The sequence below is a fragment of the Pseudomonas sp. ES3-33 genome (assembly GCF_000952175.1).
In the GTDB taxonomy this organism is placed as follows: domain Bacteria; phylum Pseudomonadota; class Gammaproteobacteria; order Pseudomonadales; family Pseudomonadaceae; genus Aquipseudomonas; species Aquipseudomonas gregormendelii.
Genome location: NZ_JZRI01000120.1, coordinates 1 through 17,357, shown reverse-complemented (window position 1 = coordinate 17,357; position 17,357 = coordinate 1). Strand labels below are relative to the sequence as shown.

Here is a 17,357-nt window from a genome sequence, read left to right as displayed (position 1 = left end):
CTGCGAGAGTAAGGCTTACTCGAGATGAGGCCGTGAATCTGGCATCAATGGCGCCTGACAGGGCGTCATCGCGAGCAAGCTTTGCTCCTACAGTGCGGCGCGGTGTGGGTGGTTGAGGATGTACTGCTCAATCGCCTGCGCAGCGCCGTCTTCGGTGTTGGCACCAGTGACGACGTCCGCCTGGCGCTTCACCGCCTCTTCCGCCTGCCCCATCGCGATCGACAAACCGGCCTGGTGAAACATCGCCGGGTCGTTGCCGCCATCGCCCAGCGCCGCCGTGTGCTCCAGGGGCACGCCAAGAAACTCGGCCAGTGTCGCCAGTGCCGCGCCCTTGTTGGCCTGCATGGCCGTGACGTCCAGGTAAACCGGTTGCGAACGCGAGACCTGCGCCTGCTCTTGCACCTTGGGCAATAACAGCGCTTCGAGCTCAATCAACAGATCGGTGTTGTTGCTGGTCGCGACGATCTTGTCGATGCGTTCCAGATAGGGTTCGAAGCTGTCGACCACGACGGGCGGGTAACCCAGCCCATGCTGCTCCCTGGGCACCATCGGCCCGTCGGGATCCTTGAGCAGCCAGTCACCACCGCTGAACACCCAGACTTCAACGTCGCTGCGATCGGCAAACAACGCCAATGCCGTCAACGCTGCGGTGGCTGGCAAATAATGGGCAACCAGAATACTCCCGTCAGGATTAACCAGGGTGCCACCGTTGAATGCCGCCGTTGGCAGGTCAACGCCCAGGGCTTCGATCTGCTGCAACATGGCTTTTGGCGGACGCCCGGTGGCCAGGCTGAACAGCACCCCCGCCTCACGCAGTGAGCGAACGGCCTCGATGGTGCGCCGGCTGAGACTGTGGTCGGGCAGCAACAAGGTACCGTCCATGTAGCTGAGCAAGAAGCGGATCGGCGCTCGGGTCAATTCACTCATCCGAGGCTGTGCCAGACGCGACCGTCGCGAGTCAGCAGATCTGCGCCCGCCTGCGGGCCGTCTTCACCGGCAGCATAGCCCTCAACGCTGGCATCTTGCTGCCAGGCGTCGAGGAAGGGTTGCACGGCGCGCCAGCCGTTCTCGATGTTGTCCGCGCGCTGGAACAGCGTCTGGTCGCCGGTCAGGCAGTCGTAGATCAAGGTCTCATAGCCGGTGGACGGCTGCATTTCAAAGTAGTCCTTGTAGGCAAAACCCAGCTCGATATTGGCCATCTTCAGCGCCGGGCCAGGACGTTTGGCCAGCAAGTCAAACCACATGCCTTCGTTGGGCTGGATCTGGATGCGCAGATACGTTGGCTGCAGTTCATCCACTTCGGTATCGCGAAATTGCGCATAGGGCGCCGGCTTGAAGCAGATGACGATTTCCGTGTCGCGCACGCTCATGCGCTTGCCGGTGCGCAAATAGAACGGCACCCCGACCCAGCGCCAGTTGTCGATCATCACCTTGAGCGCGACGTAGGTTTCGGTGGTGCTGTCGGGCGCAACGTTGCCTTCCTGGCGATAACCAGGCAATGCCTTGCCGTCGACTTCGCCGCTGGTGTACTGGCCTCGCACCGAGTTGGCCCGGGCCTCTTCCACCGACCAGGGGCGAATCGCGCCGACGACCTTGGCCTTCTCGCCGCGTACCGCGTCGGCACCAAAAGCGGCAGGCGGCTCCATGGCGACCATCGCCAGTAACTGGAACAGGTGGTTGGGCACCATGTCGCGCAACGCGCCGGTGTGCTCGTAAAAGCTGCCCCGGGTTTCCACGCCGACGGTCTCGGCGGCAGTGATCTGCACATGGTCGATGTAGTGGTTGTTCCAGAACGCTTCGAACAGGCTGTTGGAAAACCGGCTGATCAGAATGTTCTGTACGGTTTCCTTGCCCAGGTAGTGATCGATCCGGTAGATCTGATTTTCCGACATCACCTTGAGCAGGCACGCGTTCAAGGCCTCTGCGGTTTGCAGGTCGGAGCCAAAAGGCTTTTCGATCACGACGCGGCGAAACGCTTCGGGGGTTTCTTCGAGCAGCTTCGCCGCGCCCAGTCGACGCACCACTTCGCTGAAGAAACGTGGCGCGGTGGCCAGGTAGAACACCGCATTGCCGGTGCCGCTGGCGGCGATTTTCGCCGCCAGGGCTGAATAGGTGCTGTCGTCCAGGAAGTCGCCCTGGACGTAGCTGATGCCTTTGGCGAGTGTGGCCCACAACGCCGGGTCAAGGGCGTCATCGCCCTTGCCGACTTTGCTCATCGCTTGCGCCCGAATGAAATCCTCGAGCTTCTGCGCAAAGGCTTCGTCACTGATGGCGTTGTGGTCAACGCCGATGATCCGCAATCCATCCCCCAGCAATCCATCGCGACTCAGGTTGTACAGCGCCGGCATCAGCAGCCGCTTGACCAGGTCACCATGTGCACCGAACAGGAACAGCGTGGTGGGTGGTGCTGGTTCAGCCTTGGATTTATTGCGGATCAGGCCAGTCATTTTTTCGAAGTCTCCACATGGCCGCCGAAGCCGAACCGCTGGGCCGAGAGAATCTTGTCGCCAAAGGTGCCCTGCCCGCGTGAACGGTAGCGAGAGAACAGCGAGTTCGACAGCACGGGAACCGGTACCGACTGTTCCATGGCCGCCTCGATGGTCCAGCGACCTTCACCGCTGTCAGCTACGGAACCCGAGTAACCGTCGAGTTTCGGATCGCTGGCCAAGGCGTCTGCGGTCAGGTCGAGCAACCAGGACGAGACCACGCTGCCACGACGCCAGACTTCGGCGATGTCGGCGACGTTGAGGTCAAAACGCTGGTCTTCAGGCAGGTTTTCGCTGGCCTTGGTCTTGAGAATATCGAAGCCTTCGGCGAAGGCCTGCATCATTCCGTACTCGATGCCGTTGTGGATCATCTTCACGAAATGACCCGAGCCTGCAGGGCCGGCGTGGATGTAACCGCGCTCGGCACGGTCGTCATCGGACTTGCGGTCCTTGGTGCGCGGGATGTCACCGATGCCAGGGGCCAGGCTTTCGAACAGCGGATCCAGGCGTTTGACCACCTCGGCTTCGCCGCCGATCATCATGCAATAACCCCGCTCAAGGCCCCAGACGCCACCGGAGGTGCCCACATCGATGTAGTGCAGACCTTTTTCCGACAAGCTCTTGGCCCGGCGAATGTCGTCCTTATAGAAGGTGTTGCCGCCGTCGATGATGGTGTCACCGGCTTCGAGCAAGGTGCTCAGGGTGTCGATGGTGTCTTCGGTCGGCGCGCCGGCCGGCAGCATGACCCAGACGGCACGTGGCTTGGCCAGGCCAGCCACCAGGGCCGGCAGGTCGATGACGCCCTTGGCGCCTTCTGCGGCCAGGGTGTCGACAAAAGCGGTATTGCGGTCGTAGACAACGGTGGAATGCCCGTTGAGCATCAGGCGCCGCGCAATATTACCGCCCATGCGGCCCAGTCCAATAATCCCGAGTTGCATGTGCTGATGCTCCTTACTGCAAATAATGTGTGTCAAAGGTTATAGCCCAACGCAACCTGTTCAGCTTAGTCAGACAGGTCGGCATGAAGTTTCCGTGCATTGTGCCCGATCCAGACTGATAACGTCGGGAATCGTCGCGAAGACACACCGACCACGAAAAATAAAAAAGTTCCCTTCGCAGGCAAAAGAAATCAAAATTGCAGCCGATAGTTAATCAGCGCCCGACGTCGGGGGCAGGTTCACAGTTGAAACACCATTTGCGAGGTGAGCAATGGGCACAGTACAAGCAGCACGACCAGCACAAACTCTCTACGTCACGATCCGTCGTGATGAACTGGGCCGGCTCAGAGAAGAGAACGACCTGCTGAAGCAGCAGCTTGCGCAATTGCGCCAGCTCAACCAAGGCCACCAGCCACAGGCCCTGCCAGTAACCCACCGCGCCTGACCGCCCTGCAGGAGCGAGCTCGCTCGCGAAAAACGAGAGGCCGCCGCGGGCCATCAGGCACCCAGCGTCATCGTTCACGCCCATGGCGAGCAAGCTCGCTCCTGCAACTCACAAACTTTTCACACCCGTTCATTCATACTCCTGCGCCATTGTGGCCGCTCGGTAGGCGTGCCGCGCCCGTTCGTCCACCAGTGTCCACTGGCGGCGGTCGACGATTATCTAGGCTGGAGCGCTGAATGGCTTTGTTCAAACGCAGCAACACGACTGCGAAAGGGTTCGACTGGGCCGGGCTTGCCTGGCTGTTTGTGTTCTTCTGGTACTTTTCCGGCATCACCCAACTGCTGATCCAGCTGACCGGCACCTCGGGTTTCACCGGCTTCCGCCAAGCCTTCATCATGAGCGCGGTCTGGCTCGCGCCCATGCTGCTCTTTCCCCGACAGACCCGTGTGCTCGCCGCCTGTATCGGTGTGGTGCTGTGGGCCTGCTCGATGGCCAGCCTGGGCTACTTCTTCATCTATCAGCAGGAGTTTTCCCAGAGCGTCATCTTCATCATGTTCGAATCGAACATCTCTGAAGCTGGCGAGTACATGACCCAGTATTTCGCCTGGTGGATGGTCGCGGCCTTTCTTGCCCACACGCTGTTTGCCTACTTCCTGTGGACCCGCTTGCGTCCGGTGTACCTGCCTCGCGGGCGGGCCTTCCTGGCAGCAACGGCCATCCTGGTGGCAGTGATCGGTTATCCGCTGGTCAAGCAGACCCTGCGTACCGGCAGCCTGGCAGAAGGCTTCGAGAAATTCGAAACCCGCATCGAACCTGCCGTGCCATGGCAGATGGCCGTGGCTTACCACCGCTACCTCGATACCCTCGCCGGCATGCAGGACATGCTGCACAGCGCGAGCAAGATCGCTCCGCTGAAAAACCTTACCGACTCCGCAGCCAATCAGCCTGCGACCCTGGTACTGGTGATCGGCGAATCGACCAACCGCCAGCGCATGAGCCTGTATGGCTACCCGCGCAATACCACCCCTGAGCTGGACAAGCTCAAGGACCAGTTATCGGTCTTTGACAACGTCATCACCCCGCGCCCCTACACCATTGAAGCGCTGCAGCAGGTGCTGACATTCGCCGACGAAGATAACCCGGCGTTGTATCTGTCGACTCCGTCGCTGGTCAGCATGATGAAACAGGCCGGCTACAAGACCTTCTGGATCACCAACCAGCAGACCATGACCAAGCGCAACACCATGTTGACGACCTTCTCCGAGCAAGCCGACGAGCAGGTGTACCTCAACAACAACCGTAACCAGAACGCCGCCCAGTACGACGGCGATGTCATCGCGCCGTTCAACAAGGCCCTGGCCGACGCGGCACCGCGCAAGCTGATCGTGGTGCACCTGCTGGGCACGCACATGAGTTACCAGTACCGTTACCCCTCGACCTTCGACAAGTTCAAGGATCGCCAGGGTGTACCGGCCGGCGTACGTGACGATCAATTGCCGACCTACAACAGCTACGACAATGCGGTCCTGTATAACGACTTCGTGGTCTCGAGCCTGATCAAGGATTACGCGAAAACGGACCCCAATGGCTTCCTGATGTACCTGTCCGACCATGGAGAAGACGTCTTCGACTCGCCGGGCCATAGCACCTTGGGCCGCAACGAAAACAAGCCAACCGCGCCGATGTACACCATTCCTTTCATGGCCTGGGCCTCGCCGAAATGGCGTGAATCCCATGACTGGAACTTCGCTGGCGATCTGAGCCGCCCCTACAGCAGCTCGCACCTGATCCACACCTGGGCGGACATGGCGGGGCTGAATTTCGATGAGCTCGATCGCAGCAAGAGCCTGGTCAGCGACAGCTTCAAGCCGCGCCCATTGCTGATCGGCAATCCCTACGAAAAACAGCAGCGGCCGTTGATCGACTTCAGCCTGATGAAACCCAAACCCGTGGAAGTCGTGCAGCATTAAGGCTGCCAGGCACCCCACAGCAAACACTATAATTATTGTTTACCACTAAATATTCGCCGCCCTCCTTCGTCTTTGAGCAAACGGAATTTTTCCCTCAACGACAAGGAGTCGGCTGCGATGTTCGCGCCTATTACCCGTTCCATGACTTTAACCCTGGGCCTGTGCAGCGTTGCACTGAGCCCGGACCTGCTCGCCGACAGCGAAATTGAAAAGGCTCCGGTCGCCGGCGCCCTCGAGCTGACCGCCACCAGTATCACCGCCCAGGGCTTGGGCAATAACACCGAAAACACCCAGTCCTACACCACCGGCGCCATGAGCAGCGCCACGCGCCTGAACCTGTCGATCAAGGAAACCCCACAGTCGGTTTCAGTGGTCACGCGCCAGCAAATGGACGACTTCAAACTCACTTCGCTGTCCGAAGCCATGCGCCAGACCACCGGCATTGTGGTGCAACACAACGACTCCGACAGGGTCAACTATTCCTCGCGCGGCTACTCGATCAACAACTTCCAGGTTGACGGGATGCTCAACACCTTCAGTTACATGAAGTCCGACTCCGACACCATCATCTACGACCGCATCGAAGTCGTGCGCGGCGCCACCGGCCTGACGACGGGCGCCGGGGATCCGTCCGCGACCATCAACATGGTGCGCAAACGCCCGACTGCGCAATGGGAGGCCAAGACCGGTGTCAGCGCCGGCAGCTACGACAATTACTACACCTACCTGGACGTTGGCGGGCCATTGGCCTTCGATGGGCGCCTGCGCGGCCGCAGCGTGCTGGCATACCGTGACAGCGACTCGTTCCGCGACAAATACCAGCAGCAACGGGAAGTCGGCTACGGCGTGCTCGAAGCCGATCTGACCGATGCCACCACCCTGGCGGTGGGTTACGACTACCAGAACAAACACGTACAGGGCACTTCGTGGGGCACCGTACCTTACTGGAATGCCGACGGCAGCAAGGCCAACCTTGGCCGTTCGACCAACATGGCCACGTCCTGGAGTTCCTGGCCGATCAAGGACCAGACCGCCTTCGCCAACCTGGACCATCAATTGGGTGCAGGCTGGCACCTCAAGGCCGCCTACACCCACCGCGAGAGTGACACCGACGGCAAGATCTACTACGCCGGAGGCGGCTTCCCCGAGCCCGATCGCAGCGGCATGGTGGCCAACGTCAGTCACATGATCGGCACCCAGAAGATGAAAGCCTACGACTTCAACGTGTCCGGTCCCTACTCGCTGCTGGGACGCGAACATGAACTGATGATTGGTTATGGCCAAGCGCAGCGCAGCGATAGAAACCCTTACACCGACGGTCCGATGGCTGATGACTACGCGATCGTGCCGGACTGGAAGTACATGGGCGATATCGGCAAATTCTCCGACACGGTGACCAGCCTCACCGGGTCCACCAGCAGCACCGAGCAGAAAGCCGGTTACCTGGCCACACGCCTGAGCCTGACCGATGAGTTACACGCCGTACTTGGCAGCCGCTATGGCAGCTGGAAATCGTCGAGCACCACCAATAGTTACGACGCCAATCAGGTGTTGAGCGCAGTGGACGATACCAGCCAGAAACACAACGACATGTGGACGCCTTACGCCGGGTTGCTCTACGACATCACACCCGAGTACACCGCCTACGTCAGCTACACCGACATCTTCAAGCCGCAAACCAATCGCGACGCCAACCGCAAGTACCTCGAACCGGTGGTGGGCAGCAACTATGAATTGGGACTCAAGGGCAGCCTGCTTCAGGAGCGCCTCAACCTGGCTACGGCGCTGTTCTGGAGTGATCAGGACAACGTCGCCGAGCTCGACGATTCGGTGCCACCGGATCCGGTCACCGGAGAGGAGTTCTACAAGGCCAATGGCAAGGGCACCAAGGTCCGGGGTTTCGAAGCCGAACTGTCCGGCGAGGTGATGGCCGACTGGAACATGACCGCCGGTTACACCTATACCCACTCGGTCAACGGCGAAAAGAACCGCACCAACACCACCGCGCCCCTGAACATGTTCCGCCTGTCCACGGCCTATCGGCTTCCAGGCAACTGGCATGCGCTGACGGTGGGCGGCGCGCTTAACTGGCAAAGCGAGATCTACCGCGCCGCGAGTCGCCCGGTGGGGCGCAACGCTGCAGGCAATATCATCACCCAGCGCACCAACATCAGCCAGGACGCCTACACCCTGGTCAACCTGATGTCGCGCTACGAGTTCGACCAGCACCTGTCGGCGTCGCTCAACGTCAACAACCTGCTCGACAAGAAGTACTACGAGAATGTCGGCTTCTATAACGGCAACTACTGGGGCGACCCGCGTACCGTGACCCTGAGCCTCGATTGGAAGATTTAAAAGCTGTTAATTCCCAATTAACGGAATCGGCGGATAATGCCCTTTCAACATTGCTTCATGGAAGAAAGGGCACCCGAAACCTGTAGTGGGAGGCACACCATGAAATCTACAACCCTGATCCTCGCCAGTTTGATGATGCTGGGCACGACAGCCGCCTGGGCGGAAGGCGGCGCTGAACGCATGCGCTATTACTACGAGACTTTGCGATTGAGCCAGCAGGCGAATCAGCAACAGCCAGCGCCGCAAGTGCGGGTTCCGGACGATCAGACCGCACAAATGACGGAGCACTACAAACCATAACGAGCTCAAGGCTGTGGCGAGGGAGCCTGCTCCCCCGCCTCGCCTGGTTCAGGTCTTACAGCGCCTTGGTCCAGAACAGCATGCGACCGTGGGCCGGATCGAACATCCCGGCGGCAAATCCGAATTTTCCATAGGACGCCTGGGCAATGGCGTTACCCTCCAGAACCTCCAGGGTGATCTTGCAGCAGCCACGCTGGCGGGCGATGTCCTCAACCTTTTGCAGCATCTTCTGACTCAACCCCAAACCGCGAAATTTCTTCACGACGGCGACGTCGTGCACATTGACCAGCGGCTTGCAGGCAAACGTCGAAAAACCCTCAAAGCAATTGACCAGACCGGCCGGCTCGCCGTTGACGAAAGCCAGGACGCTGAAGGCGTGTGGCCGCTTCGCCAGTTCGCCCGCAAGGTTTTCCAATACATCGACCGGCAGCGAATGTCCGCCTCCCATCGGGTCTTCTGCATAGTGGTTCAATACCAGGCTGATGGCCTCGGCATGCAGAGCATTGGTGTAGCTGGCCTGAAGTACCAGAATTTCTGCGGATTCCATTTCCATCCTCGATCACACGTGAAGTAACTGCCGCTGAATCTATCAAGCGCGATCACAAATCAACAGCAATGCAGCCCATTTTGCGCCCAAAGCATTGAATACCAGCCTGCCGATCAATGCCCCCAGATCAATCCCTCGGTCCATCCCAGCTCGGCAAAATCCTCAGCCCGTAAGCCCGCCTCCCCCACGCAAAAAAACTCGTCCAGCTGCGGCGGCTGCACCGAGGTTGAGCTGAGCATTGCATGGACCTGCCCGCGATGGTGAATCTGATGTTCGAACAAGTGCGAGAGCATGCGCAATCGGCAGTCATGCTGCGGCGTGTCACGGGCAATGGTCACGATCTTGCCCAGATCGCTATCGCGCATCTGCTCGCAATAAGCGATCAGCCGCCGGTCCACCAGCGCCTGCTCGCGCTGCAGATCGGCAGCCGTGGTACAGGGCTCATCCAGGCTGAAGAACACCTGGCAATCGGGATGCGGATCGTCACCGCGCAACTCGCGCTCCAGCGCGTCCACGTAGAACCAGTCGCAGGTCAGGATGTGATTCAAGGTGGCTGTGAGACTGGGGAAGAAGCTGACCCGTGGTGCCGCCAATTCCACAGGGGCCAAACGCCCCCATGCTTTGGCGAGCCGATGATTGGCCCAGGCGTTCTGATAAGCCATGGTCAGCAGATGATGCGACAGCGTGTGAGACATGGGTTCGCTTCCCGGTTGTCAGACCTCGGCAAAACGTTGCAGCTGCATTTCCTGCAAGCGACTGAGGGTGCGGCGGAACGGAAATTCCAGATATCCCTCAGTGTAAAGCTCGGCCATGGATACCTGGGCCTCAAGGTAGAGCGGCACCTTGCGATCGTAACATTCGTCGACCAGCGCGATGAATCGACGCACGCCGTCATCATGCACCGACAACTGAGGTAACTCGCGATCACCAGCGGCCACTCGCTCGACCCCGTCTTCAGTGCCCCGGGCAATGCGTCCGGTACGCTTTTGCGCGCTGAGGTTCGGCACTTCACTCAACAGGATAGCCTTGAAAGTGTCGCACAGGACCATGAAGTCCATCGCGGCGAAGGGTTGCTCGCACAGGTCGGCGTAACGGCACCAGAGCACGCTTTTGCTGGCCTGTACCACCGGCAGCGAGCGGTGACCGACCGCGATCGGCTCGCTGGAGACCGACTGGCCGAGGGTCAATGTCCAGAACACCTCGTGCAAGGCACTGGGCTGCCCGGGCTCTGCAACCCAGTAGCGCTGCAACCCGGCGCCCGGATGCAGGCGATGGTCTTCAGCGCCGTCCACTGCAATGACCTGCATGTGCTGTTTGATCGCCTCGATGGCGGGCACGAACCGGTCGCGGTTGAAACCGTCGGCATACAGTTGGTCAGGGGGCAGATTGGAAGTGCACACCACAACCACGCCCTGCTCGAACATCACCTGGAACAACCGCCCGAGGATGATCGCATCGCCAATGTCATTGACGAACAGCTCATCGAAGCACAGCACCCGAACTTCTTCGGCGAGTTCCCGGGCCAGGCTTTTAAGCGGGTCTGCGGTACCGGTCAGCTGAAATGACCGCTGGTGCACCCAGCCCATGAAATGATGGAAATGCTGGCGCCGGGCAGGGACTCGCAGGCTTTGATAGAACTGATCCATCAGCCAGGTCTTGCCTCGCCCAACGGGGCCCCACAGATAGACACCGGTCACGCCCGGACGCCCCTCGTGCAGGGCCTCGTAGCATTTCTGCAGGGCCCACACGGCATGTTCCTGGGCTTCGTCCTGGACGAAACCTTTCTGTTCGATGGCCTGCTGCCAGGCGCTTAACGGCGAGTCGATGGTCATGCGCGGCAGTATGCCATGAGCGCTTGGGCGCTAGCCGTCAGCCAGTGGAAAAATACCTTGACGGTTAATATTACGTACGTAATATTAAGCGAATATCGCACAACATTCATGTCGAGCCCCCACCGCTCGCTCCAGGAGTCACCGCCATGCACTACAAAGTATTCGGCCGTAAAACCGGCTTGCGCGTTTCGGAGCTGGCCCTGGGGGCCGGCAATTTTGGCACGGGCTGGGGGCACGGCGCGGAGCGCGACGAGGCCATGCGCATTTTCGACGGCTATCTGGAAGCCGGCGGCAACTTCATCGATACCGCCAATGGTTATCAGGCCGGGCAGTCTGAGAGCATGCTCAGCGAGTTCATCGCGCCGGAGCGGGATCGGCTGGTTATCGCCAGCAAATACACCTTGGGTACCACTCCGGCAGACGGCATTTCACACACGGGTAACAATCGCAAGAATATGGTCCGGGCTGTCGAGGAGAGCCTGACCCGCCTCAAAACCGATCGTCTTGACCTGTTCTGGGCGCACATGAGCGACGGCGTCACGCCAATGGAGGAGATTCTGCGAGGTTTTGACGACCTGGTGCGTGCCGGCAAGATTCACTACGCGGGGCTGTCGAATTTCCCGGCGTGGCGCATTGCCCGGGCCGATCTGCTGGCCGAGGTTCGCGGGTTTGCGCCGATTGTCGCACTCCAGGTCGAATACAGCCTGGCCGAACGCAGCGTCGAACGTGAGCAGCTGCCAATGGCCGAGGCTCTGGGCCTCGCCGCGACCTTGTGGTCGCCCCTGGGTGGCGGGTTCCTCACGGGCAAGTACCGCAATAGCGACGGGGATAACCGCGCAGCCAAGTTGGGCATGCTGATCCACGCGGAAAAAGGCGCCCGCGAGACCGCCCTGCTCGATACGCTGCTCGCCGTAGCCGGGGAACTGGCTGCCAGCCCGACCCATGTGGCGATCGCATGGCTGCGGGAAAAAGCCCGGCAGTCGACGACCACGTTGATTCCGATCCTGGGTTCGCGTACCCGTGAACAGCTGGACTCGACCCTGGGGGCGCTGGCGGTGGAATTGGATGCCGGGCAAATGGCGCGGCTGGATGAAGTGAGCGACGTGCCCAAGGGCGTGCCGCATGAAACCCTGGCGGGCTCCTTTTCGCGCTTCAGCGGCGACCGGATCCTGGACCTGCCGAAGATTCCGGTCGCCTGACCGAGCCACTGTTTGACCGGCTTGCTCGCGAAGCGCTGGTGAACGCACTATCGCCATCGCGGGCAAGCCTTGCTCCTGCAGGGTATTGCTTCAACGGTCGACCTTGTGTCTGGCCGCATACAGGCAAAGCATTTCCATCGCCAAAGTCGCTGCTGCCAGGGAAGTGATCTCGGCGCTGTCGTAGGCCGGAGCAACTTCCACCACGTCCATGCCCACCAGATTGATGCCGCGCAAACCACCCAGGATTTCCAGCGCCTGTACCGTGCTCAAGCCTCCACATACGGGGGTTCCGGTGCCGGGGGCGAATGCCGGATCCAGGCAGTCGATATCGAACGTCAGGTACACCGGATTATCCCCCACCCGGGCGCGGATGGCCTCGACGATCGACTCGCAGCCGCGTCGATGCACCTGGCGTGCATCGAGTATCGCAAAGCCCATGGCATCGTCATTGGTCGTGCGCAAGCCGATCTGCACCGAGCGCGACGGTTCCACCAGGCCCTCGCGTGCGGCGTGCCAGAACATCGTGCCATGGTCGACCCGCTTGCCCGCCTCGTCCGGCCAGGTATCGCTGTGGGCGTCGAAATGGATCAGCGACAGCGGGCCATGTTTACGCGCATGGGCCTTGAGCAGTGGATAGGTGACGAAATGATCGCCACCAAAGGTCAGCATCGCGCTGCCGGCCGCAAGGATATGTTCCGCGTGGGCCTCGATGCTGTGGGGTATCGAGTGCGGCGCGCCATAGTCGAATGTGCAATCACCGAAATCGACCACCGCCAGGTGGTCGAACGGATCGAACGTCCACGGCCAGTGGCGCTCCCAGGCGATCCCGGCCGACGCTGCACGAATGCCCCGTGGACCGAAACGCGCACCGGGACGGTTGCTGGTTGCGGTATCGAACGGCACGCCGCTGACTGCCACGTCGACTCCGCGCAGGTCGCGGCTGTAGCGACGACGCATGAAACTGGTGATGCCGGCGTAGGTGCTTTCCGCAGCAGTACCGTAGAGGCTGTCGCGGGTCATGGCTTGATCGTTCAGCATTGGGGCGTCCATCGCATATTCCTTGGTTTGACATCTACGGAGTGACGCCACAATGCGCGGTCGGATACATTGGCAAAATACCAACTTTGTTATCCTGGCATTATCACGGAGTAATGTTTGATGCTTGGCCAACTTCACGACCTGGACCTGCAGCTTCTGCGTTTGTTTGTACGCGTGGTCGAGTGCGGTGGTTTCAGTGCCGCCCAAGGCGAACTTGGCTTGAGCCAGTCGAGCATCAGTCAGCAGATGGCCAAGCTTGAAACCCGGCTCGGCTACCGGTTATGCAGTCGTGGCAAAGGCGGATTTAACGTCACGCCCAAGGGCGCGGAACTGCTCGGCGCAATCCGCACCCTGTTCGAGTCCATCGAAACCTTCCGCCATCAATCCAATGGCGTGGCCGGGCGCTTGATAGGTGAAGTGCGAGTCGGGTTGTCCGAAGCGCTCGATCAATCGGTGCTGCAACGGGTGGCCGAGGCGATACGGCGCTTTCGCCAGCGCGACGAGTCGGTGCGCATCGAACTGATCAGCGCGATGCCCGGCGAAATGGAAAGGCTGCTGTTGCAACAACGCCTGGATCTAGCCATCGGCTATTTCTCCCTGGCGCAGCACGCGTTTGACTACCGTGAACTGTTCAGGGAGAGCCAGCAGCTGTACTGCGCCCCGGGCCACCCACTCTTCAGCACCGACGCGCCGCTCGACCAAACGCTGCAGGCCAGTCATCGCGTAGACCACCCCTACCGCTTCCTGCGCCGCGACGACCCCTTTCAAGGGACCCCTTGTTCGGCGCGGTCGGAGCAAGTGGAAGGCACGCTCGCGTTCATTCTGTCGGGCCGGCATATCGGTTATCTACCCTGCCACTACGCCCGAAGCTGGGAGGAAAAAGGCTTGTTACGCGCGGTACAGCATGATGGAACCCGTTTCGAAGTGGCATTCCAGCTCGCCCGCCATCGCGCCCAGTCGCCAGGGGATGCGCAAAAGGCGTTCGAAGAGGATCTGCTGGCAGCTTTCAAGCCCGGCACTTGAGGTTCCTGGCAGCGCCGCAGCAGGATTTCTGTAACCCTTGGTTACTGTTTTCCCAGCTTTCTGGCATCCTGCGCCTCCATTTTCTGACCCGGCCCGCCTTCTGGCACGCATATCACCATGACCGCCTCCGAAAAAGCCTCTGCTGCGCGCAACAACGATCTGATCTACGGCCTCAACGATCGCCCTCATCTCACCGCCACCGTCTTCGCCGCCTTGCAGCACGTTCTGGCGAGTTTTGTCGGCATCATCACCCCCACCCTGATCATGGGCAGCGCCTTGGGCCTGCAAAGCGAAGTGCCCTACCTGATCAGCATGGCGCTGTTCGTTTCCGGGCTCGGCACGTTCGTCCAGGCGCGACGCTTCGGGCCGATCGGTTCCGGGTTGTTGTGCCTGCAAGGCACCAGTTTCTCGTTCATCAGCGTGATTCTCAGCGCCGGTTTCATGGTCAAGGCCCGTGGCGGCGGCACCGATGAGATCCTTTCGACGATCTTCGGCGTGTGCTTTTTTGCCGCCTTCATCGAAGTGGTTTTGAGCCAGTTCATCGGCAAACTGCGGATGCTGATCACCCCGGTGGTCACCGGCACCATCATCACGCTCATGGGGCTGTCGCTGATCAAGGTGGCGATGACCGATATCGCTGGCGGCTTCGGCGCCACCGACCTGGGCGGTGCCCATCACCTGGCGCTCGCCGCTCTGGTGCTGGGCACCATCATCGTGCTGAACCGGGTCGACGTGCCATTCCTGCGTCTGGGGGCCATCGTCATCGGCCTGACCCTTGGCTATTTCGTGGCCTGGATGATGGGTGACGTCAGTTTCTCGAACATGCCCGACGTGCCCCTGATGAGCGTGCCGGTGCCGTTCAAATATGGTTTCAATTTCGATTGGGTCGCGTTCGTCCCAGTGGCGGTGATCTTCCTCGTGTCGCCGCTGGAAGCGGCCGGTGACCTCACGGCCAACTCGATGATTTCCCGGCAACCGGTCAAAGGCCCGGTGTACATCCGGCGAATCAAGTCCGGCCTGCTTGCCGATGGCCTCAACTCGGCCATGGCCGCGGTGTTCAACAGCATGCCCATGGTGACCTTCGCCCAGAACAACGGGGTGATTCAGCTCACTGGCGTGGCCAGCCGCTATGTCGCGTTTTTCATTGCCGGCCTCCTGGTAGTGCTCGGATTGTTCCCGATGATCGGCGCGGTGTTGCAGTTAATGCCCAAGCCAGTGCTCGGCGGCGCTGAGTTGGTGATGTTCGGAACCGTGGCGGTGGCCGGTATCAAGATCCTCGCCGAGGCTGGCCTGCACCGGCGCAATATGTTGATCGTGGCGATTTCCCTGGGCATGGGCCTGGGCGTCGCGGCCGTCCCCGAAGTGTTGCGCGAGCTGCCCATGGCGCTGCACAACATCTTCGAATCGCCGATCACTGTCGGCGCGTTGTGCGCTATCGTGCTGAACATCTTCCTGCCGGAAGAATTCATCGAGCTGGAAGAAGACGATTTCGACCCAGAAGCCTCGATCCTCCAGGTCATGGAAAACCCCGATGTTGCGGCCAAGGGTGAACCGGCAACCGTTGCGGCGGTCGCACAGTTGAACCGCTGACACGGCTTGAGGGCTGCGTCGGCAGCGGTTCAGCCCTTTACTTGAAGAGAGCCTGTCATGCGCAGTATCCACGCCGTTATCCTGTCCTTGCTGATGCTCTCCCTGAGCGCCTGCGCGCTCTTTCCCAATCGCGACCCGGTCAACATCAACGTGGTCGGCATCGAGCCCCTGCAGGGCCAGGACATGGAGGTACGGTTTGCGCTGAAGATCCGTGTGCAGAACCCCAATGAGACCCCCATTGATTACAACGGCGTGGCCCTGGACCTCGAGGTCAACGGCCAGCCGCTCGCCTCGGGAGTCAGCGATCAGTCGGGCTCGATCCCGCGCTTTTCGGAAACCGTGCTGACGGTTCCGGTCAGCGTTTCGGCGTTCTCGGTGTTGCGCCAGACCCTGGGACTGAGCCAGACGCAGACCCTCAACAACCTGCCGTACGTACTACGTGGAAAACTCGCCGCAGGCTTGTTCGGCACCATGCGGTTCGTCGATAGTGGCAAGCTCAGTTTGCCGGGGACGACATCCGGCACCTGGTAACGTTGACTCAGGAGCTCTGATTAACATGGATGCCGCACCCACCTTCACCTGATCATCCACCGACAGCTCAAACACACCGTGGCGAAGATCGCGGTGTGGAGAAACATGATTCCAACGATCAGAAGTCATCAATATCGACTATACAGTTTCTACCCTTGGATTTTGCGTGGTAGAGCGCGGCATCTGCGCAGACCAGCAACTGCTTGAGAGTGGATCGCGATTCACTCATCGAGGCACAACCAATACTGACAGTGATTTTTATTTCCCCACCGGCGGAGCTTACACTGGATGCTTCAATGCTGCTCCTGAGTCGCTCCGCAACAACTGAAGCCTCGAGGCCATTGCTCTTAGGCAACATAACCGCAAATTCTTCGCCCCCAAACCTGGCGATAGTATCTCCGGGCCGAAGAACGCCCTCAGCAATTTTAACGATAGACTTGAGAACCTCGTCACCCATGGGATGCCCCCAACTATCATTCACTTGTTTGAAGTGATCGGCGTCCAGCATGATGATCGATATTGATTGGCCGTATCGATTTGCCCGAGCAAACTCTTTCTCTGCCAAATTGAAAAAATGAGCGCGATTAACTGCGCCCGTGAGATGGTCTTTGGTGAGTAAATTGGCCAGGTTATCACTCGACACCTTCCGCTCGGTGATATCTCGGCACACAACGGTATAGCCAGAAAACTCGTCATCCTCTTCGCGCAGAACGGCGATCATGGTTTGAGCAAAAAACGTGTGTCCTGATTTGTGTTGGCAAAGATAGTCTCGTGAATGCCAACCTTCTTCGCGCGCGAATGTGAGATGCTCATCAAAGACATCAACATCCACGTCTGGCAAGTTACAGAATCGGCGCAACGTCTCTCCGATAGCCTCGGATTCCGTGTAACCTGTTAAACGCTCTGCCGAAGGGCTCCAGCTATTAATGACTCCCTGTTTAGTCAAACCGAGCACTGCGAAATCATTTACTATGGTATAGATCGCATCCAGCCATGAGTCGGTCTGCCTTAGTCGCCTTTCAGTCGCCACCTGGCAAGAGATATCAGTCAAAACCGTTATCAGAACCTCGTTATTGATCTTCACAATTGTACACGTCAGAACA

Annotated in this window: 16 protein-coding genes; 8 read left to right on the top strand and 8 right to left on the bottom strand. The window is 59.8% G+C overall.

Annotated elements, in window-relative coordinates; genetic code table 11:
* Positions 1-87: 87 nt before the first annotated feature.
* The 3 genes from UB23_RS20420 to gnd are packed head-to-tail and all read right to left on the bottom strand — an operon-like array spanning position 88 to position 3,424.
* Positions 88-927: a Cof-type HAD-IIB family hydrolase gene (locus tag UB23_RS20420; protein ID WP_045061119.1), complete on the bottom strand. Its 840-nt coding sequence runs from the start codon at positions 925-927 to the stop codon at positions 88-90.
* Positions 924-2,447 (bottom strand): glucose-6-phosphate dehydrogenase, encoded by a 1,524-nt coding sequence (gene zwf, locus UB23_RS20415; protein ID WP_045061118.1) that lies wholly within the window; start codon positions 2,445-2,447, stop codon positions 924-926. Before zwf ends, UB23_RS20420 begins: the two co-directional genes overlap by 4 nt.
* The gene (gene gnd, locus UB23_RS20410; RefSeq protein ID WP_045061117.1) at positions 2,444-3,424 is read right to left on the bottom strand and encodes a phosphogluconate dehydrogenase (NAD(+)-dependent, decarboxylating); all 981 of its coding nucleotides are present in this window, start codon (positions 3,422-3,424) and stop codon (positions 2,444-2,446) included. The genes zwf and gnd overlap by 4 nt, the downstream gene beginning before the upstream one ends.
* Before the next feature lie 271 nt (positions 3,425-3,695).
* On the opposite strand from gnd, the gene UB23_RS30365 reads away from it, so the two are divergent.
* The 4 genes from UB23_RS30365 (at position 3,696) to UB23_RS20390 (ending at position 8,494) form a co-directional block, all read left to right on the top strand.
* Complete coding sequence (locus tag UB23_RS30365; protein ID WP_205893896.1) at positions 3,696-3,869, top strand: DUF6026 family protein; 174 nt, start codon at positions 3,696-3,698, stop codon at positions 3,867-3,869.
* 236 nt (positions 3,870-4,105) lie between these two features.
* Complete coding sequence (locus tag UB23_RS20400; protein ID WP_045061115.1) at positions 4,106-5,839, top strand: phosphoethanolamine transferase CptA; 1,734 nt, start codon at positions 4,106-4,108, stop codon at positions 5,837-5,839.
* Between the two features lie 117 nt (positions 5,840-5,956).
* A complete protein-coding gene (locus UB23_RS20395) occupies positions 5,957-8,194 on the top strand; it encodes a TonB-dependent siderophore receptor (protein ID WP_045061114.1) in 2,238 nt (745 codons plus the stop codon).
* Between the two features lie 99 nt (positions 8,195-8,293).
* Positions 8,294-8,494, top strand: coding sequence for a hypothetical protein (locus UB23_RS20390; protein WP_045061113.1), 201 nt, complete (start codon positions 8,294-8,296; stop codon positions 8,492-8,494).
* 55 nt (positions 8,495-8,549) lie between these two features.
* Here the strand turns inward: UB23_RS20390 and UB23_RS20385 are convergent, their stop codons facing one another.
* The 3 genes from UB23_RS20385 to zapE form a co-directional block, all read right to left on the bottom strand.
* On the bottom strand, positions 8,550-9,041 hold the full coding sequence (locus tag UB23_RS20385) for a GNAT family N-acetyltransferase (protein WP_045061112.1): 492 nt from the start codon (positions 9,039-9,041) through the stop codon (positions 8,550-8,552).
* 113 nt (positions 9,042-9,154) lie between these two features.
* The gene (locus UB23_RS20380; protein ID WP_045061111.1) at positions 9,155-9,736 is read right to left on the bottom strand and encodes a DinB family protein; all 582 of its coding nucleotides are present in this window, start codon (positions 9,734-9,736) and stop codon (positions 9,155-9,157) included.
* A gap of 18 nt (positions 9,737-9,754) precedes the next feature.
* Positions 9,755-10,873, bottom strand: coding sequence for a cell division protein ZapE (zapE, locus tag UB23_RS20375; RefSeq protein WP_045061110.1), 1,119 nt, complete (start codon positions 10,871-10,873; stop codon positions 9,755-9,757).
* Positions 10,874-11,019: 146 nt separating this feature from the next.
* Here zapE and UB23_RS20370 point away from each other — a divergent pair, with 146 nt between their 5' ends.
* A complete protein-coding gene (locus UB23_RS20370) occupies positions 11,020-12,072 on the top strand; it encodes an aldo/keto reductase (RefSeq protein WP_045061109.1) in 1,053 nt (350 codons plus the stop codon).
* 90 nt (positions 12,073-12,162) lie between these two features.
* On the opposite strand, the gene speB is transcribed toward UB23_RS20370, so the two are convergent.
* Positions 12,163-13,122, bottom strand: a complete 960-nt coding sequence (gene speB / locus UB23_RS20365; protein WP_045061108.1) for an agmatinase — start codon at positions 13,120-13,122, stop codon at positions 12,163-12,165.
* 108 nt (positions 13,123-13,230) lie between these two features.
* Between speB and UB23_RS20360 the strand changes: the two genes are divergently transcribed.
* The 3 genes from UB23_RS20360 to UB23_RS20350 all read left to right on the top strand — a co-directional run bounded on the left by UB23_RS20360 (position 13,231) and on the right by UB23_RS20350 (position 16,254).
* Complete coding sequence (locus UB23_RS20360; RefSeq protein ID WP_045061107.1) at positions 13,231-14,133, top strand: LysR family transcriptional regulator; 903 nt, start codon at positions 13,231-13,233, stop codon at positions 14,131-14,133.
* Between the two features lie 117 nt (positions 14,134-14,250).
* Entirely contained in the window at positions 14,251-15,723 is a 1,473-nt protein-coding gene (locus tag UB23_RS20355) for a nucleobase:cation symporter-2 family protein (RefSeq protein WP_045061106.1), read from the top strand.
* A 57-nt stretch (positions 15,724-15,780) separates the two neighbouring features.
* Positions 15,781-16,254: an LEA type 2 family protein gene (locus tag UB23_RS20350; protein ID WP_045061105.1), complete on the top strand. Its 474-nt coding sequence runs from the start codon at positions 15,781-15,783 to the stop codon at positions 16,252-16,254.
* Positions 16,255-16,372: 118 nt separating this feature from the next.
* Here the strand turns inward: UB23_RS20350 and UB23_RS20345 are convergent.
* Positions 16,373-17,357 (bottom strand): sensor domain-containing diguanylate cyclase (locus tag UB23_RS20345; RefSeq protein WP_045061104.1); only part of this gene is annotated, 985 nt, incomplete at its 5' end.

Coding starts and splice junctions, on each gene's coding strand:
- UB23_RS20400 (WP_045061115.1), top strand. CDS start 4,106: ATGGCTTTGTTCAAACGCAGCAACACGACTGCGAAAGGGTTCGACTGG.
- gnd (WP_045061117.1), bottom strand. CDS start 3,424: ATGCAACTCGGGATTATTGGACTGGGCCGCATGGGCGGTAATATTGCG.
- UB23_RS20385 (WP_045061112.1), bottom strand. CDS start 9,041: ATGGAATCCGCAGAAATTCTGGTACTTCAGGCCAGCTACACCAATGCT.
- UB23_RS20380 (WP_045061111.1), bottom strand. CDS start 9,736: ATGTCTCACACGCTGTCGCATCATCTGCTGACCATGGCTTATCAGAAC.
- UB23_RS20395 (WP_045061114.1), top strand. CDS start 5,957: ATGTTCGCGCCTATTACCCGTTCCATGACTTTAACCCTGGGCCTGTGC.
- UB23_RS20350 (WP_045061105.1), top strand. CDS start 15,781: ATGCGCAGTATCCACGCCGTTATCCTGTCCTTGCTGATGCTCTCCCTG.
- UB23_RS20420 (WP_045061119.1), bottom strand. CDS start 927: ATGAGTGAATTGACCCGAGCGCCGATCCGCTTCTTGCTCAGCTACATG.
- UB23_RS20360 (WP_045061107.1), top strand. CDS start 13,231: ATGCTTGGCCAACTTCACGACCTGGACCTGCAGCTTCTGCGTTTGTTT.
- UB23_RS20390 (WP_045061113.1), top strand. CDS start 8,294: ATGAAATCTACAACCCTGATCCTCGCCAGTTTGATGATGCTGGGCACG.
- zwf (WP_045061118.1), bottom strand. CDS start 2,447: ATGACTGGCCTGATCCGCAATAAATCCAAGGCTGAACCAGCACCACCC.
- UB23_RS30365 (WP_205893896.1), top strand. CDS start 3,696: ATGGGCACAGTACAAGCAGCACGACCAGCACAAACTCTCTACGTCACG.
- speB (WP_045061108.1), bottom strand. CDS start 13,122: ATGGACGCCCCAATGCTGAACGATCAAGCCATGACCCGCGACAGCCTC.
- UB23_RS20370 (WP_045061109.1), top strand. CDS start 11,020: ATGCACTACAAAGTATTCGGCCGTAAAACCGGCTTGCGCGTTTCGGAG.
- UB23_RS20355 (WP_045061106.1), top strand. CDS start 14,251: ATGACCGCCTCCGAAAAAGCCTCTGCTGCGCGCAACAACGATCTGATC.
- zapE (WP_045061110.1), bottom strand. CDS start 10,873: ATGACCATCGACTCGCCGTTAAGCGCCTGGCAGCAGGCCATCGAACAG.